We start from the raw sequence: 16,535 nt of genomic DNA, 5'->3' as shown, positions 1-16,535 counted from the left end.
AGAAAATATGTGCGTTAGCTGCATTCTTGACCGTTTTTCTCCGCGGCGGCACCTCATTCCTGCTGATGTATATTGGCTTTAGTGGTACTATCTGGGCGCTAAAATGAATAACTGAACTCAGCCTCTGCAAGGCTGGCTTATTGGGTGGAGCAGGTGAGCGGAATACTGACGCGCTGGCGACAATTTGGCAGACGTTACTTCTGGCCGCATCTCTTATTAGGGATGGTCGCGGCGAGTTTCGGCTTGCCTGCGCTCAGCAACAGTGCCGAAGCGGCGACGCCCGCAAAAACCTCCACCACTAAACACGATCTCAGCACGCGGGTTAACTTCACTAACCTCGCGTGGCTTGAAGCCAGTCGCCGCCCAAACTTCACCGTCGATTACTGGCACCAGCACGCTATCCGCACCGTTATCCGCCATCTGTCCTTTGCGATGGCACCGCAGGCCATGCCTGTTGCGGAAGAGGCGCTGCCGGTGCAGGCTCAGCATCTTGCCCTGCTGGACACGCTCAACGCGCTGCTCACGCAGGACAGCCAGCCGCCGGTCATGGTTCGTCAGACAACGCAGCGTGCGTTTGTTTCACCAGCTTCATTCTCTGTTTCAACCTGGATTAGCCAGGCTCACGGCATTCGCGCCGGGCCGCAACGCCTCAGCTAAATTAACTTTTTCAATACCTTAATTTATCTGCCCACAATGGGGCGTTTGAGAATTTATTATGCTAATCAAATTGTTAACTAAAGTTTTTGGTAGTCGTAACGATCGTACCCTGCGCCGTATGCGCAAAGCTGTTGCCGTCATCAACGGTATGGAACCAGCGATGGAAAAGCTCTCTGATGACGAGCTGAAAGCGAAAACTGCGGAATTCCGTGCGCGTCTGGAAAAAGGTGAAACCTTAGAAAGCCTGATCCCGGAAGCGTTTGCTGTCGTGCGCGAAGCGAGTAAGCGTGTATTCGGCATGCGTCACTTCGACGTTCAGCTGCTGGGTGGTATGGTGCTCAACGAGCGCTGCATCGCGGAAATGCGTACCGGTGAAGGTAAAACCCTGACCGCAACGCTGCCGGCTTACCTGAACGCGCTGACCGGTAAAGGCGTTCACGTGGTTACCGTCAACGACTATCTGGCGCAGCGTGACGCCGAAAACAACCGTCCACTGTTCGAATTCCTCGGTATGACCGTCGGCATCAACATGTCCGGCCTGCCTGCGCCAGCCAAGCGCGAAGCGTATAACGCGGACATCACCTACGGCACCAACAACGAATACGGCTTCGACTACCTGCGTGACAACATGGCGTTCAGCCCGGAAGAGCGCGTACAGCGTAAGCTGCACTATGCGCTGGTGGATGAGGTTGACTCCATCCTGATCGATGAAGCGCGTACTCCGCTGATCATCTCCGGCCCGGCTGAAGACAGCTCAGAGATGTACCGTAAGGTCGACAAAATCATTCCACACCTGCTGCGTCAGGAGAAAGAGGACTCGGATACCTTCCAGGGTGAAGGTCACTTCTCCGTAGATGAAAAAGCGCGCCAGGTGAACCTGACCGAACGTGGTCTGGTGAAAATTGAAGAGCTGCTGGTAGCTGAAGACATCATGGAAGAGGGCGAGTCCCTGTACTCTCCGAGCAACATTATGCTGATGCACCACGTGACCGCTGCACTGCGCGCCCACGCGCTGTTCACCCGCGACGTCGATTACATCGTTAAAGACGGCGAAGTGATCATCGTCGATGAACACACCGGCCGTACCATGCAGGGACGTCGCTGGTCTGACGGTCTGCACCAGGCTGTGGAAGCCAAAGAAGGTGTGGATATTCAGAATGAAAACCAGACGCTGGCGTCTATTACCTTCCAGAACTATTTCCGTCTGTACGAGAAGCTGGCGGGGATGACCGGTACTGCTGATACCGAAGCGTTTGAATTCAGCTCCATCTACAAGCTGGATACCGTGGTCGTTCCAACCAACCGTCCGATGATCCGTAAGGATATGCCGGATCTGGTGTACATGACCGAAGCGGAAAAAATTCAGGCGATCATCGAAGATATTCGCGACCGCACTGCCAATGGCCAGCCGGTTCTGGTGGGGACCATCTCCATCGAGAAATCTGAAGTGGTTTCTCACGAGCTGACTAAAGCGGGTATCAAACATAACGTTCTGAACGCCAAATTCCACGCCAAAGAAGCGGACATTGTTGCGCAGGCGGGTTATCCGGCTGCCGTAACCATTGCCACCAACATGGCGGGTCGTGGTACCGATATTATGCTGGGCGGTAGCTGGCAGGCTGAAGTGGCGGAGCTTGAAAACCCAACGCCAGAACAGATTGCGCAGATCAAAGCTGACTGGCAGGTTCGTCATGACGCCGTTCTGGCGTCCGGCGGTCTGCACATCATCGGTACAGAGCGTCACGAGTCTCGTCGTATCGATAACCAGCTGCGTGGCCGTGCGGGTCGTCAGGGTGATGCCGGTTCATCCCGCTTCTACCTGTCTATGGAAGATGCGCTGATGCGTATTTTCGCCTCCGACCGTGTTTCCGGCATGATGCGTAAGCTGGGGATGAAACCTGGCGAAGCCATCGAGCACCCTTGGGTGACTAAAGCGATCGCTAACGCACAGCGTAAAGTGGAAAGCCGCAACTTTGATATTCGTAAGCAGCTGCTGGAATATGATGATGTGGCTAACGATCAGCGTCGCGCGATCTACACCCAGCGTAACGAACTGCTGGACGTGTCCGACGTGAGCGAAACCATCAACAGCATTCGTGAAGATGTGTTTAAAGCCACCATCGACGCGCATATTCCACCGCAGTCTCTGGAAGAGATGTGGGATATCGAAGGCCTGCAGGAACGTCTGAAAAATGACTTTGACCTCGATCTGCCAATCAAAGAGTGGCTGGATAAAGAGCCTGAGCTGCACGAAGAGACCCTGCGCGAACGTATCTTTGAAACCGCGCTGGACGTCTACAAGCGTAAGGAAGAGGTTGTTGGTGCTGAAATGATGCGTCATTTCGAAAAAGGTGTAATGCTGCAGACGCTCGACTCCCTGTGGAAAGAGCACCTGGCGGCGATGGACTACCTGCGCCAGGGTATTCACCTGCGTGGCTATGCGCAGAAAGATCCGAAGCAGGAATATAAGCGTGAATCCTTCTCCATGTTTGCCTCTATGCTGGAATCACTGAAGTATGAAGTGATCAGCACCCTGAGCAAGGTTCAGGTGCGTATGCCGGAAGAAGTGGAAGCGATGGAGCAGCAGCGTCGTGAAGAAGCCGAGCGTCTGGCACAGATGCAACAGCTGAGTCATCAGACCGACGACAGCGAAGCCGCAGCGGCGATCGCCGCGCAGACCGGCGATCGTAAAGTGGGTCGTAACGATCCTTGCCCGTGTGGTTCCGGTAAAAAGTACAAGGCGTGCCACGGCCGCCTGAGCTAAGTTCATAAAAAAACAAAAAGGCGCAGATATCTGCGCCTTTTTTATGGAAGTGACAATATGAAAATACTGCAAATTGCCGTCGGGATTATTCGCAACCCGCAAAACCAAATCTTCATCACTCAGCGCGCTGCCGATGCCCATATGGCGAACAAGTGGGAGTTTCCAGGCGGTAAAATCGAGTCAGGTGAAACGCCGGAAGAGGCGCTGGTTCGGGAGCTTCAGGAAGAGGTGGGGATCACGCCGCTTAGCGCAACGCTGTTTGATAAGCTTGAGTACCAGTTTCCGGACAGGCACATTACGCTGTGGTTCTGGCTGGTGGAAAACTGGGAGGGAGAACCCTGGGGAAAAGAGGGACAGCCGGGTAACTGGGTGGAACTTCAGGCAAGTGATGCCGAAAAATTCCCGCCAGCTAATGAACCCGTGATCCTGCGGTTAGTCGCACAACCGTAGGCCTGCTGAGCGAAGCGCCAGCAGGCTTTACAGATTACTGCTGGGTTTCACTCCAGTCATCGCTGTCCGAGAGATCGCCTTCGCTAGGTATGCGTTTCTCTTCCGCCGCCCATTCGCCCAGGTCAATGAGCTGGCAGCGCTTGCAGCAGAATGGGCGGAACGGACTGACTTCGCCCCAGACAACGGTTTTGCCACAGGTTGGGCAGCTTACGGTGGTGACATCAGACATCGGCACTCCTTAACAACAGGCCAGTTCAAAATCGAGACGTTCCGGCACGGTGCCATTTTCACTGTCCAGCGGCATAAAGCGAATCGCAAAGCGGCTCTTATGCCCGGAAATCTGTGGGTAAAGCTGTTCGCCGAGAGACAGGTTGAGACGCAGAAGATCGGCATCATCACCGTTATCCTGGAAGAAACCATTCAGGCTGGTTTGCTTGCGGAACGGCGCAGAGTTACGGATCAGATCGAGGATCAACGACAGCGTCTGGTGCATTGGCTCCAGGCTTGCCAGCCAGCTGTTCACCTGTGCGTCACGCTGCGCCTGTGGCATATGTAGCCACATATGCAGCGTCGGCAGGTCGAAGCTGCAGCAGCCGCCAGGGATGCTCAGACGCTGGCGCACCAGGCCAATCAGGCGGTCTTCACGCAAAAACTGCCCTACGCGCGGCGCGGCCATCAGGACGGCGCTACTGCTTTTCAACTGCTGGCGGAGCGCGTCGATACGGCTCTGATCTACGCCGGGGACCTCCGTCCATGCCTGCAATTTACGCTGCTGGCGCTCCAGCTCTTTGAGTAATTCTGTGCGGACATCGCCGCGTTCAATCACATCCAGCAGATCGCCTACGTTGCGGAAGAAGTGCAGCGCGGTGGCATGATCGTTAACAGGCAGATGTTGTGAAAGTTGTTGAATAAGGAATTCGATGCGCAGCCAGGTGCGCATTTTTTCGTTGAGCGGATGCTCAAAAAGGATGTGTGTCGACATTATGGTTTTTCCTGTGCAACGGCCTGCGCGGCGAACGTCAGATACTGCGCGTGCAGACGGGCAACATCCGATGCAATGGCATCTGGTGCGCCGTTATTATCAATAACATCATCCGCCACGGCAAGGCGCTGAGCGCGCGTAGCCTGAGCGGCAAGAATTTGTTCAGCATGCTCCCGAGAGACGCGATCGCGCGTCATGGTTCTCTGGATTTGCGTTTCGGGCGCGACATCAATCACCAGCACACGATCGGCTTTCTTCTGCAGCTGATTTTCAACCAGTAGCGGAACCACCCACAGGACATAGGGCGAGCGGGCTGCGGCTATCTGACGTTGAGTTTCCTGGTGGATGATGGGGTGGAGCAGGGCATTAAGCCAGGCTTTTTCCGCAGAATCAGAAAAAATACATTCGCGAAGCTGACGGCGATTCAGTGTGCCATCGGCACTGATAACTGCATGACCAAAATGTTCTGCGATGGCCTTTAGCGCGGGTGTATTGGGCTCTACCACCTGGCGGGCAATGATATCGGCATCAATAATCGTGATACCCAAACGAGAGAACGCGTCCGCAACGGTACTTTTGCCACTACCGATGCCGCCGGTTAATGCGACGATATACCCCATTAATTCAAATCCTGGGAATTATTCATTATTAAAATCAATTGATTAAAACGCTTAGGTGCGCCGGCAACTGTTTGGCCCTGTTTACCTGCTTTTTACCAGGTAAATTTATAGGATTGTAGCGTAAAAAAAGAGAATTTCGCAGTCTTGCGGAGCAGGTATTAGTGCGTATGATAACGTCACTGGAGTTGTGCTTTTAACATATTTGCCTCTAACCCCAGGAATCCGCACATGCGTATCGAAGAAGATCTGAAGTTAGGTTTCAAAGACGTTCTTATCCGCCCAAAACGCTCTACACTGAAAAGTCGCTCAGACGTTGAACTCGAACGTCAATTCACCTTTAAGCATTCCGGTCAGACCTGGTCTGGCGTGCCGATCATCGCCGCCAACATGGATACTGTGGGAACCTTTGAGATGGCAACCGCCCTGGCACAGTTCGACATTCTTACCGCCGTGCACAAACATTACAGCCCTGAAGAGTGGAATGCGTTTGTTGCGTCCGCGCCTGCTGACGTGGTGAAGCATGTGATGGTTTCTACCGGCACTTCCGATGCCGATTTCGAGAAGACCAAACAGATCCTGAACGCTAACCCGGCGCTCAACTTCGTTTGTATTGACGTGGCGAACGGTTACTCCGAACATTTCGTGCAGTTCGTCAGCAAGGCGCGTGAAGCCTGGCCGACGAAAACCATCATCGCGGGCAACGTGGTGACCGGTGAAATGTGTGAAGAGCTGATCCTTTCCGGTGCAGATATCGTGAAAGTGGGTATTGGCCCGGGTTCCGTGTGCACGACCCGCGTCAAAACCGGCGTCGGTTATCCGCAGCTCTCTGCAGTCATTGAATGCGCCGATGCGGCGCACGGTCTGGGCGGCCAGATCATCAGCGATGGCGGCTGTACCATGCCGGGTGATGTTGCGAAAGCCTTCGGCGGCGGCGCAGACTTCGTAATGCTCGGCGGTATGCTGGCAGGCCACGAAGAGAGCGGTGGTACCGTTGTTGAAGAGAACGGCGAGAAATTTATGCTCTTCTACGGCATGAGCTCTGAATCCGCGATGACCCGTCACGTCGGTGGCGTGGCAAAATACCGTGCGGCAGAAGGTAAAACCGTGAAGCTGCCTCTGCGCGGCCCGGTTGAATACACCGCGCGCGATATCCTCGGCGGCCTGCGCTCGGCCTGCACCTACGTTGGGGCATCCCGCCTGAAAGAGCTGACGAAACGTACGACGTTTATTCGCGTTCAGGAACAGGAAAACCGCGTATTCAGTAGCCTGTAATGGCTTCTGCTGGCGCATGCCCGTGCGCCAGCACTGTTGAGCACTAACCCGCGCTCATCGCATCCCCCAGATGGAAAATCGGCAGGTACATTGCCACTACCAGCGTGCCGATGATGACCCCTGTCACAATCAGAAGCACTGGCTCGAGAAGTGCCGCCAGATTATCTGCCCGTTGAAAGGTCTGTTCCGTGTGGTGCCGGGCGAGATTTGCCAGCATGATGTCCAGCGCACCTGACATTTCGCCGGTTCGTAAAAGCTGAATACACAGCGGGGTAAAGATGGCCGCTTTCTGAAAGGATGACCAGACGGGGAGACCTTTTTCAATGTCCTCCCGAACGCTGCGGAGTATCCCCCGCCAGTAACAACTTTCAACGGTCTCCTCTGCGCTCTCCAGTCCCTGTAAAAAGGGGATTCCTGCCTGCTGCGTGAGTGATAGCACGGTAAAGATGTGTCCCAGCTTTTGGCCTTTTGCCAGCGCGCCCATCACGGGCGTATGGATCAGCATGCGCTGCCAGCGAGGGTTCTGCCGCAGAGCCCAGGCGGCGGCTAAGGGCATTAATAACGCGACGAACAACGCGAGGGCATAGGACTGGATAAATGCGGCCATCCCCATGACCATTTGTGTCAGCATCGGGAGCGGCGTGTTAAACGTTTTGTAGATCGCGGCAAACTCGGGCAAGACCAGAATGACCATCGCCAGCACCACGAGTACGGCCAGCGTCAGGACGATCGCCGGATAGCGCAGGGCCTTTTTCACCTTCTCTCTGAGCTGCTGCTGCGCTTTTTGCTGCTGCGCGAGCTGGCGGCAGCACTCCTCCAGTTTCCCTGTGAGCTCACCGGTTTTCACCATCGAGACATGCAGTGGGCTAAACACCGCTGGCCACTTTTTTAGCGACTCAGAAAAGGGGGATCCCTCACTGAGCTCATCGGCAATGCTTTGCAGCAGCGCCTGCCACGGTTTTAACGGATGTTGCTCTGCCAGCATCTGCAGGCTGTGGGACAACGTCAGCCCCGCCTGCAGAAGCGTTGCGAGCTGGCGAAACATCTCGTAGCAGTGATGCGGCCGCCAGCGGTGCCGCTGAGCGCATCGGGTAAGCGCCAGAGGATGGAGATCGCTACGCATCAGCCTGGTGAAGGCGGCATTGCGGTCTGTGGCCCAGAGTGTTCCGCTTTGGGGTTCACCTTCTTTGGTGAGCGCTCGCCAGCGCCAGAGCTGATTAGCAGCCATCCGGCATTCCCAGCACGCGCACCAGCTCTTCGATCGTGGTCAGCCCTTTTTCGACGGCCATGCAGCCGTGCTCAAAAAGAGAAATCATTCCCGCCTGCCGGGCACTCGCCTCTATCACTTCGATTCCCGCCCCGCTGGCAATGGCCTGGCGCAGGGCATTGTCGATCGCCAGTACTTCAAAAATGGCAACGCGGCCATAAAAACCGTGATAACAGCGATCGCAGCCGGTGGGCTGCCAGCGTGGAAGCGGTCTGGACCATACGGCGCGCGGTAATTCAGCATGCTCGCTGGCTTCCCGGCGACAGTGCGGGCACAAACGCCGGACCAGCCGCTGGGCAATCACCATCGACAGCGCGGAAGATATCATCCAGCGCGCGACGCCCATCTGCTCCAGGCGAATCAGGGTTTCCGTCGTCGAGTTGGTGTGCAGCGTTGACAGCACCAGATGACCGGTCTGGGCGGCATTAACGGCAATTTCTGCCGTTTCGCCGTCACGGATTTCGCCGACCATAATGATGTCTGGATCCTGACGCAGCAGCGCCCTCAGCACGCTCTGGAATGTTAAACCCGCCCGGGGATTAATCTGCGTCTGGTTTAATCCCGCAAGGGGGATCTCAATGGGATCCTCTACGCTACAGATGTTGACGTCAGGGGTATTACGCGCCTGCAGCGCGCTGTACAGCGTCAAGGTTTTGCCGCTGCCGGTAGGGCCGGTGACCAGAATCAGCCCCTGCGGTTGGAGGAGAACCTCATTGAAACAGGCCAGTTGTTCTGCGCTCATGCCAAGCGCTTTCGGCTCAAGAGCCTGTTGAACCTGATGCAGGAGACGCAGCACAATTTTCTCACCACCGCTGCAGGGAAGCGTCGCGATCCGAAACGAGACCGGCTCGTTTGCCAGCTCAATCGTAAACTGACCGTCCTGAGGTAAACGACGTTCTGCAATATCCAGATTACCCAGCACCTTTAAACGTGCGCTGAACAGGCTGGCCAGCGAGGCGGAAAGCGGAGGCTGGGGGTAAAGAACGCCGTCGATGCGTAAACGAATCTGGCATGCATGCTCCATCGGTTCGATATGAATGTCGGAGGCGCGCTGGTTGATTGCCTGCTGCAGCGTGTGGTTGAGGATATCCACCGTCGAGTGTGTTTGCGAAACGACGGGCAGATGCGATTGTGACGTTAGCTGCCGGTGTTTTTCCATGCGCTCAGCGCTCCAGCACTCAATATCAATCCGTTTCTGGGTCGCGAAGCGCAGCGCCTCCATGAGTTCAGCCGCGGGGCTGCCCACGACGGCGATGCTGACCATGTCACTGTCGCTGGTGAGCAGCAGAGCGTGATGGCGCTGACAAAGCGCCACGAGTTGATCGGTATTCATTATCCGCTCCTCAGTTATTGTCGAAGCGGAAAACGTCTTCGCAGGCCTGTTTCAGGGCGCTGTCAGCACTGATGTTGCAGTCGCGCGTCCAGCCCGTCATACCGTTGCCGTCGCTCCACCGTGGCGTCATGGTTACCGTCAGCCCGTTAAGACTCTCCTGTCCTGTTAAGGTCACGGTCCCTTTCGCCACGCTCATTCCTGAAACGTAGCGTGTCGTGGTGGGGGAAGGGATACCGTTACTGCCGGCGTCGCAGCTCTCCACGCCACCGTGATCCAGCGCGCAAAGCTCGATGGCCGTGCGGTAGGGAACGAAGGTTTGCAGCATATCGGTCAGCGCCGCCTTGCGCAGGTAGTTCTGATAGGCGGGAACGCCGATGGCGCTCAGAATCGCAATGATGCCAATGACCACCATCAGCTCAATGAGTGTGAAGCCTTGTTGTCTGTCCATATCTGCTCCTTATGCAAAGTGGCGCTACTTTGTCAGCGAGAAAGAGCAGAAACGAGAGGCAAAAAAGGGAACGGGAAGGAGGCTTCAGAGAATTTATTCAGTGTTGCAGGGAAGAACAGCGGATCTGCGAGCGGGGCTGAAATTCCCCTCTCCGGGTGGAGAGGGGAGAATGCGTTATTTGAAGCGCATTGAGAGGTCGAGGGCGCGAACGTGTTTGGTCAACGCGCCGACGGAGATGTAATCCACGCCGGTTTCGGCGAATTCACGGATCGTTTCGAAAGTGACGTTCCCGGATACTTCAAGCTGGGCCCGGCCGTTAGTCAGTTTTACCGCCTCGCGCATCTGCTCTGTTTCGAAGTTATCGAGCATGATGATATCGGCCCCGGCCTTGATCGCCTGCTCCAGCTCTTCCAGGCTTTCGACCTCTACCTCGACAGGCACATCCGGGTGCAGCCAGAAGGCTTTCTCCACCGCCTGACGCACGGAGCCAGAGGCAATAATGTGGTTCTCTTTAATCAGGAAGGCGTCGGATAAGCCCAGGCGATGGTTTGCGCCGCCGCCGCACAGCACCGCATACTTCAGCGCGGTGCGCAGGCCCGGCAGCGTTTTGCGGGTATCCAGCAGCTGGGTGCGGGTACCGGCCAGCAGGTCAACGTAGCGACGCACTTCGCTGGCCACGCCAGAGAGCGTTTGTACAAAATTGAGCGCGGTACGTTCGCCGGTCAGCAAGACGCGGGAAGGACCGTCCAGTTCAAACAGCGGCTGGTTTGCCGTAATTGCATCGCCGTCTTCAACGTGCCAGATAATCTGCACATCATCACCCGCCAGCTGGGTAAAGACCTCTTCAACCCAACGCTTGCCGCAAAAAACGCCGTCTTCACGGGTGATAATGACCGCGTGCGAGCGCGTCTCTTTTGGCAACAATTGTGCGGTAATATCCTTATCAGCGTTAACGTCACCGCCCAGATCTTCTTTCAAAGCATGGGAGACGCTTGCCGGAATATCCATATTAATACGTTCCAGAAGCGCTTCACGTCGGTGGTCGGGGTTGTAGCGGCGAGGCGGCATGATAAAACTCCAAATTGGTAACGAATCATAATATTGAAACATGCTACTCTGAACCGAGTCATTGCACCATACAGAAGGAGTTCCAGCATGTTGTTAGAAAACGGATGGCTGGTGGATGCGCGGCACGTGCCCTCGCCGCACCACGATTGCCGCCCGGAGGATGAAAAGCCCACACTGCTGGTGGTTCATAATATTAGTCTCCCGCCGGGTGAATTTGGCGGCCCGTGGATCGATGCGTTATTCACAGGAACGATTGATCCCGATGCTCATCCCTTCTTTGCTGAAATTGCACATCTGCGCGTATCGGCTCACTGCCTGATTCGTCGCGATGGTGAAGTGGTTCAGTATGTTCCCTTTGATAAGCGCGCCTGGCATGCCGGCGTGTCGATGTATCACGGGCGCGAACGGTGCAACGACTTTTCTATCGGGATCGAACTGGAAGGCACGGATACGACGCCCTACACCGATTCACAGTATCAACAGCTAGCGGCAGTGACCCGCACGCTTATCGGACTCTACCCGGCTATCGCCGACAATATCACGGGACACAGTGATATAGCCCCGGAGAGAAAAACCGATCCCGGCCCGGCCTTTGACTGGCCCCGGTTTCGCGCCATGCTCACCGCGTCGTCAGAATAAGGAGATACCATGACGTTGTTTACCATGCTGCTGGTTATCATCGCTGAACGCCTGTTCAAGCTCGGCGAGCACTGGCATCTGGATCACCGGCTGGAGGTATTATTCCGCCGTATCAAACATTTTTCCATGCTGCGCACGCTGCTGATGATGGCTGGGGTGATGGTCATTACGTTCCTGCTCCTGCGTTCGCTGTACGGACTCTTTTTCAACGTGCCGCTGCTGGTGGTGTGGATCCTGCTTGGTGTGCTGTGCATTGGCGCAGGCAAGGTGCGTTTACACTATCACGCATACCTGAAAGCCGCCTCCCGTGACGATGCCCATGCGCGCGGTGCCATGGCGAGCGAGCTGACGATGATCCACGGCGTGCCGCCGGACTGTGACGAGCGCGAATTCCTGCGCGAGCTGCAAAACGCGCTGCTGTGGATTAACTTCCGTTACTACCTTGCGCCGCTGTTCTGGTTTGTAGTGGGTGGTCCGCTGGGGCCGGTACTGCTGATGGGATATGCGTTCCTGCGCGCCTGGCAGACCTGGCTTGCCCGTTATCTGACGCCGCATGAACGCCTGCAGTCCGGTATTGACGCCATCCTGCACGTGATCGACTGGCTCCCGGTGCGTCTGGTCGGCGTGGTGTACGCGTTAATTGGTCACGGTGAAAAAGCGCTGCCCGCATGGTTCGCTTCTCTTGCCGATCGCCATACGTCGCAGTACCAGGTGCTAACGCGTCTGGCGCAGTTCTCGCTGGCGCGTGAGCCGCATACCGACAAGATTGAAACGCCGAAAGCCGCTGTCTCCATGGCGAAGAAAACGTCGTTTGTGGTGGTGGTGATCGTGGCGCTACTGACGATTTACGGCACGCTGGTGTAGGCCAGCGCGCCGCAAAGGCTAAAGCGTATCCGCGGGCGGGATGCCGAAATCAGGCATCCCGCTTTCATTCCAGCGGACAAGCTTCAGTCGGGTATGGCGATTCGGATCGTACAGCGGGTCGCCCTCAATTTCGGTGTAATTCCGCGCGTGATACACCAGCACATCTTCCCCTTCCGGCGTTTGCGTAAAGCTGTTGTGGCCCGGGCCGTACTGACGATTTTCGTAGCTGGTAACGAACACCGGACGCGGGGATTTGTGCCAGTTTGCCGGGTTTTGCGGATCGGCATTCAGGTCTATCCACAGTAGACCCATGCAGTAGTTCTCGTCGGTGGCGCTTGCGGAATAGCTGATAAACAGCTTATCGCCGTGAACCAGCACCGCCGGGCCTTCGTTAACCCAAAATCCGCGACGCTCCCAGTCATACTCCGGCTTGCTGAGCATCACCGGCTCGCCTTTCAGCGTCCACGGGGTCTCCATTTCACACAGATAAAGATTGGAGTTACCGGTGATGTCCGGCGCTTTTTGCGCCCACAGATACCAGCGTTTCCCCTGATGAACAAAGGTGGTGGCGTCCAGAGCGAAGGTATCGAAAGGCGTTTTGATTTGCCCTTTCTCCACCCACGTGCCGGTGAGCGGATCGCCGTCGGCACATTCAATGGCGAACATACGGTGCTGGAACATTCCGAGCGCGTCGAGCGCCTGGGTGTGCGTCGCAGCAAAATAGATGTACCACTTGCCGTCGATGTGGTGCAGTTCCGGCGCCCAGATCAGCTGGCTCATCGGCCCGGTCTCGGGTTTGCGCCAGACCACCACTTCTTCAGCATTACGTAAGCCTTCCAGAGACTCTGCGCGGCGGATTGCCAGCCTGTCGTACTCCGGCACGGAGGCGATAAAATAGTATTGCCCCTCGTGGCGTAAAATGTACGGATCGGCGCGTTGTTCAATAAACGGGTTTGGCCAGGTTTGCATTCGGCTTTCCTTATTTTGTCTCAGCGGCTTTGAGTTCCTGATAATCATTCAGTTCGCGGTAATTGGCGCGACGCTTTTCCAGATCGGACTGGATCTGCTTCATGGTTTCGCGGTCCACTTTCAGCAGGCGCACCACGCCCGCGGTAACTAAGTATCCAATGCCGGGAATGACGGTAAAGAGCAGCACGATCCCGTTAATGGCGTCCGCGCTCTGCGCTTTTGCTCCCGCGTCATAACCGTACCAGGAGAGCAGGAAGCCGACCATCGCCCCGGCAATCGCCAGCCCCAGCTTCAGGAAGAAGATGTTGCCGGAGAAGCTGATCCCGGTGATACGCTTACCGGTCTTCCACTCGCCGTAGTCGTCCACGTCGGCCATCAGCGACCAGTGCAGCGGAGACGGGATCTGGTGCAGGATGTTCAGCAGGAAGTAGAGCACCACGATGGTGACGGTGGCTTTCGGGTCGAAGAAATAAAAGGCGGTTGAGAAAATCGCCAGCACGATATTGGTCCAGAAGAAGACCTTGAGCTTACACCAGCGGTCGGTCAGCACTTTTGCCAGCACGCTGCCGAGCATCATGCCGACCACGCCCAGGCTGATAAACAGCGTGGCGAAATGGGTGCTCTGGCCCATCACCCAGGTGACGTAATACATGGTGGCCGCCATGCGGATAAAGCCCGGGCAGACGTTGCACAGGGTCAGGAGCAGAATGCGTACCCACTGGTCGTTCTTCCACACGTCTTTGAGATCGTTTTTCAGCTCGTCGTTGGTCTGTACCGCCGGACGCACGCGCTCGCGCACGGTGGCGAAGCAGAACAGGAACATGCAGGTGCCAATCAGCGCCAGGACGGTCATCGCCATCTGGTAACCTTTGGCTTTGTTATCCCCGCCAAACCAGTCGGCCATCGGCAGCAGCGTTAATGAGAGCAGCAGCGTGGCGATGCCGACCAGCACGAAGCGATACGACTGGCAGGCCACGCGCTCTTTTGGATCGTTGGTGATCACCCCGCCCAGCGAGCAGTAGGGAATGTTGATGGCCGTATAGGTCAAAGAGAGCAGGAAGTAGGTGACAAACGCATAGATAACTTTGCTGTTATAGCTCCACTCCGGCGTGGTGAACATCAGAATGCTGAACAGCGCGTAGGGGAAAGCGATCCACAGCAGCCATGGACGAAACCGACCATATTTGCTGCGGGTACGGTCAGCAATCGCGCCCATGATCGGGTCCGTTACGGCGTCAATCACCCGTACGGAAAGCAGCAGCACGCCGACCAGCGCAGGGGCGAGGCCAAAAATATCCGTATAAAAATAGTTAACAAACAGCATGATGGCGCCGAAGATGATGTTGCATCCCGCGTCTCCCATCCCATAGCCGATCTTTTCTTTTACTGACAGTGTGTTGTTATCCATCGACAGCTCTCCGGTTTACGGTATGGAGAGAATTATTTGCTGGCAAAGGAATATATGCGTTGCAGTATCAGGGCGGTGATATGGATAAATGCGCTGTGGGCGTGAAAGTGTGAGGGAGGTAACAACGCGCGGCACCCGCAAAAGCAGGCGCCGCGGAGAGAGGCTTAGTGTGCTTTCATGGCATTACGGCTTTTCTGGCTGAAGAGATAGCCCACGCCAAGGATCGCAATCCAGACCGGGATCAGGTAGACGGAAATCGCCATACCCGGCGTGATCAGCATGATCACCAGCACGGCCGCCATGAACACCAGGCACACCCAGTTGCCCAGCGGATAGAGCAGGGCAGGGAAGCGGGTGGTGACGCCCTGCTGCTGCTTGGCGCGGCGGAACTTCATGTGCGCCAGGCTGATCATCGCCCAGTTGATGACCAGGGCAGAGACCACCAGCGCCATCAGCAGGCCAAACGCCGATTCCGGAGCCATGTAGTTAATGAGCACGCACAGCGCGGTCACAACCGCCGAAACCAGAATTGTGTTTACCGGCACGCCGCGTTTATCGACGTTGAGCAGCGCTTTAGGCGCGTTGCCCTGCTGGGCCAGGCCGAACAGCATACGGCTGTTGCAGTATACGCAGCTGTTGTAAACGGAGAGCGCTGCTGTCAGAACAACCACGTTGAGTGCGTTTGCTACAAAGGTATCGCCCAGCTCGTGGAAGATCAGCACAAACGGGCTGGTGTCGGCGGTCACGCGCGTCCACGGCAGCAGGGAGAGCAGCACGGCCAGCGAGCCCACATAGAAGATCAGAATGCGGTAGATAACCTGGTTTGTGGCTTTTGGAATGCTCTGCTCCGGGTTGTCGGCTTCAGCGGCGGTGATGCCCACCAGCTCGAGTCCGCCGAAGGAGAACATGATGATGGCCATCATCATCACGAGGCCCGTCATGCCGTGAGGCAGGAAGCCGCCCTGTTCCCAGAGGTTGCGCACGGTTGCCTGCGGGCCGCCGTTGCCGCTGAACAGCAGCCAGCCGCCGAAGATGATCATCGCCACAACGGCAATGACCTTGATGATAGCGAACCAGAACTCCATCTCACCGAACACTTTTACGTTGGTCAGGTTAATGGCGTTAATAATGACGAAGAAAGCCGCTGCGGAGGCCCAGGTTGGGATCTCGGGATACCAGAACTGAATGTATTTCCCGACGGCGGTAAGCTCGGCCATGGCAACCAGAACGTACAGCACCCAGTAGTTCCAGCCCGAGGCGAAACCGGCAAAGCTGCCCCAGTATTTATAGGCAAAGTGGCTGAAGGAGCCTGCGACCGGCTCTTCAACGACCATTTCACCCAGCTGGCGCATAATCAGAAAGGCAATAAAGCCGGCAATCGCGTAACCCAAAATAATGCCGGGACCGGCTGACTGGATAACGGATGCGCTGCCCAGAAACAGGCCAGTACCAATCGCACCGCCCAGTGCGATGAGCTGTATATGGCGGTTTTTAAGCCCGCGCTTTAGCTGATCGCCGTGCTGTTGAGCTTCCATTTGAAACCTCGTGTGTGGTTGTTATGTTCACGCTGTGCGTGTGTAATTATGAAAATCCATATTCTGTATTTATTTCTTTACGGTTAACGAGACCGAAAAAAGCGGACATGACTTCCGTAAGCGCAAGAATAGTGGTAAGCGCCTGCGAATGCACCTGCTTTATGAAGGGGGTGATGACGACTTGAATAAAAAGAAAGCATTTGTAAATCGGCCCGCTTATTCTTCCTAACCCAACCTATAGAATAGAAATGCTCCGTAA

16 protein-coding genes are annotated in these 16,535 nt (G+C 56.0%); 6 read left to right on the top strand and 10 right to left on the bottom strand.

What is annotated here, in order from left to right:
• The first annotated feature begins 153 nt into the window (after positions 1–153).
• The 3 genes from secM to mutT are packed head-to-tail and all read left to right on the top strand — an operon-like array spanning position 154 to position 3,871.
• Positions 154–657 (top strand): secA translation cis-regulator SecM, encoded by a 504-nt coding sequence (gene secM / locus USF70_RS13980; RefSeq protein WP_033146485.1) that lies wholly within the window; start codon positions 154–156, stop codon positions 655–657.
• Positions 658–715: 58 nt separating this feature from the next.
• Entirely contained in the window at positions 716–3,421 is a 2,706-nt protein-coding gene (gene secA / locus USF70_RS13975; RefSeq protein WP_246947021.1) for a preprotein translocase subunit SecA, read from the top strand.
• A 57-nt stretch (positions 3,422–3,478) separates the two neighbouring features.
• A complete protein-coding gene (mutT, locus tag USF70_RS13970; RefSeq protein WP_045888157.1) occupies positions 3,479–3,871 on the top strand; it encodes an 8-oxo-dGTP diphosphatase MutT in 393 nt (130 codons plus the stop codon).
• A 34-nt stretch (positions 3,872–3,905) separates the two neighbouring features.
• Here the strand turns inward: mutT and yacG are convergent, their stop codons facing one another.
• From yacG to coaE, 3 genes are read right to left on the bottom strand one after another with little or no spacing between them, the layout of a single operon-like run.
• Positions 3,906–4,100: a DNA gyrase inhibitor YacG gene (yacG, locus tag USF70_RS13965; RefSeq protein ID WP_023310404.1), complete on the bottom strand. Its 195-nt coding sequence runs from the start codon at positions 4,098–4,100 to the stop codon at positions 3,906–3,908.
• Positions 4,101–4,109: 9 nt separating this feature from the next.
• On the bottom strand, positions 4,110–4,853 hold the full coding sequence (zapD, locus tag USF70_RS13960; protein WP_023310405.1) for a cell division protein ZapD: 744 nt from the start codon (positions 4,851–4,853) through the stop codon (positions 4,110–4,112).
• On the bottom strand, positions 4,853–5,473 hold the full coding sequence (coaE, locus tag USF70_RS13955) for a dephospho-CoA kinase (RefSeq protein ID WP_064673238.1): 621 nt from the start codon (positions 5,471–5,473) through the stop codon (positions 4,853–4,855). The genes zapD and coaE overlap by 1 nt, the downstream gene beginning before the upstream one ends.
• 228 nt (positions 5,474–5,701) lie before the next feature.
• Between coaE and USF70_RS13950 the strand changes: the two genes are divergently transcribed.
• A complete protein-coding gene (locus USF70_RS13950; protein WP_320735711.1) occupies positions 5,702–6,745 on the top strand; it encodes a GMP reductase in 1,044 nt (347 codons plus the stop codon).
• A gap of 43 nt (positions 6,746–6,788) precedes the next feature.
• On the opposite strand, the gene hofC is transcribed toward USF70_RS13950, so the two are convergent.
• The 4 genes from hofC to nadC all read right to left on the bottom strand — a co-directional run bounded on the left by hofC (position 6,789) and on the right by nadC (position 10,861).
• On the bottom strand, positions 6,789–7,973 hold the full coding sequence (gene hofC, locus USF70_RS13945; protein ID WP_320735710.1) for a protein transport protein HofC: 1,185 nt from the start codon (positions 7,971–7,973) through the stop codon (positions 6,789–6,791).
• Positions 7,963–9,345 (bottom strand): type II secretion system protein GspE, encoded by a 1,383-nt coding sequence (gene gspE / locus USF70_RS13940; protein WP_320735709.1) that lies wholly within the window; start codon positions 9,343–9,345, stop codon positions 7,963–7,965. The genes hofC and gspE overlap by 11 nt, the downstream gene beginning before the upstream one ends.
• A 10-nt stretch (positions 9,346–9,355) precedes the next feature.
• Positions 9,356–9,793, bottom strand: a complete 438-nt coding sequence (ppdD, locus tag USF70_RS13935) for a prepilin peptidase-dependent pilin (protein ID WP_058840541.1) — start codon at positions 9,791–9,793, stop codon at positions 9,356–9,358.
• 174 nt (positions 9,794–9,967) lie between these two features.
• Positions 9,968–10,861, bottom strand: coding sequence for a carboxylating nicotinate-nucleotide diphosphorylase (gene nadC / locus USF70_RS13930; protein ID WP_033144643.1), 894 nt, complete (start codon positions 10,859–10,861; stop codon positions 9,968–9,970).
• A gap of 87 nt (positions 10,862–10,948) precedes the next feature.
• On the opposite strand from nadC, the gene ampD reads away from it, so the two are divergent.
• Positions 10,949–11,500 carry a 1,6-anhydro-N-acetylmuramyl-L-alanine amidase AmpD gene (ampD, locus tag USF70_RS13925; RefSeq protein ID WP_024907473.1) on the top strand — a complete coding sequence of 184 codons (552 nt, stop codon included), beginning with the start codon at positions 10,949–10,951 and terminating at the stop codon, positions 11,498–11,500.
• A 9-nt stretch (positions 11,501–11,509) separates the two neighbouring features.
• The gene (gene ampE, locus USF70_RS13920) at positions 11,510–12,364 is read left to right on the top strand and encodes a beta-lactamase regulator AmpE (protein ID WP_033144645.1); all 855 of its coding nucleotides are present in this window, start codon (positions 11,510–11,512) and stop codon (positions 12,362–12,364) included.
• A gap of 18 nt (positions 12,365–12,382) precedes the next feature.
• Here ampE and USF70_RS13915 read toward each other — a convergent pair whose 3' ends face one another.
• From USF70_RS13915 to aroP, 3 genes are all read right to left on the bottom strand, one after another.
• Positions 12,383–13,333, bottom strand: coding sequence for a family 43 glycosylhydrolase (locus USF70_RS13915; protein WP_320735708.1), 951 nt, complete (start codon positions 13,331–13,333; stop codon positions 12,383–12,385).
• 10 nt (positions 13,334–13,343) lie between these two features.
• Positions 13,344–14,741: a glycoside-pentoside-hexuronide (GPH):cation symporter gene (locus USF70_RS13910; RefSeq protein ID WP_221702762.1), complete on the bottom strand. Its 1,398-nt coding sequence runs from the start codon at positions 14,739–14,741 to the stop codon at positions 13,344–13,346.
• Between the two features lie 164 nt (positions 14,742–14,905).
• Complete coding sequence (gene aroP / locus USF70_RS13905; RefSeq protein ID WP_029739677.1) at positions 14,906–16,276, bottom strand: aromatic amino acid transporter AroP; 1,371 nt, start codon at positions 16,274–16,276, stop codon at positions 14,906–14,908.
• Between the last annotated feature and the right edge of the window lie 259 nt (positions 16,277–16,535).

It is taken from the genome of Enterobacter sp. 237C8 (assembly GCF_034106865.1).
Classification (GTDB): domain Bacteria; phylum Pseudomonadota; class Gammaproteobacteria; order Enterobacterales; family Enterobacteriaceae; genus Enterobacter; species Enterobacter asburiae_B.
Note: the sequence above shows the minus strand (reverse complement) of the source record. Positions and strands in the feature narration are given on the sequence as shown.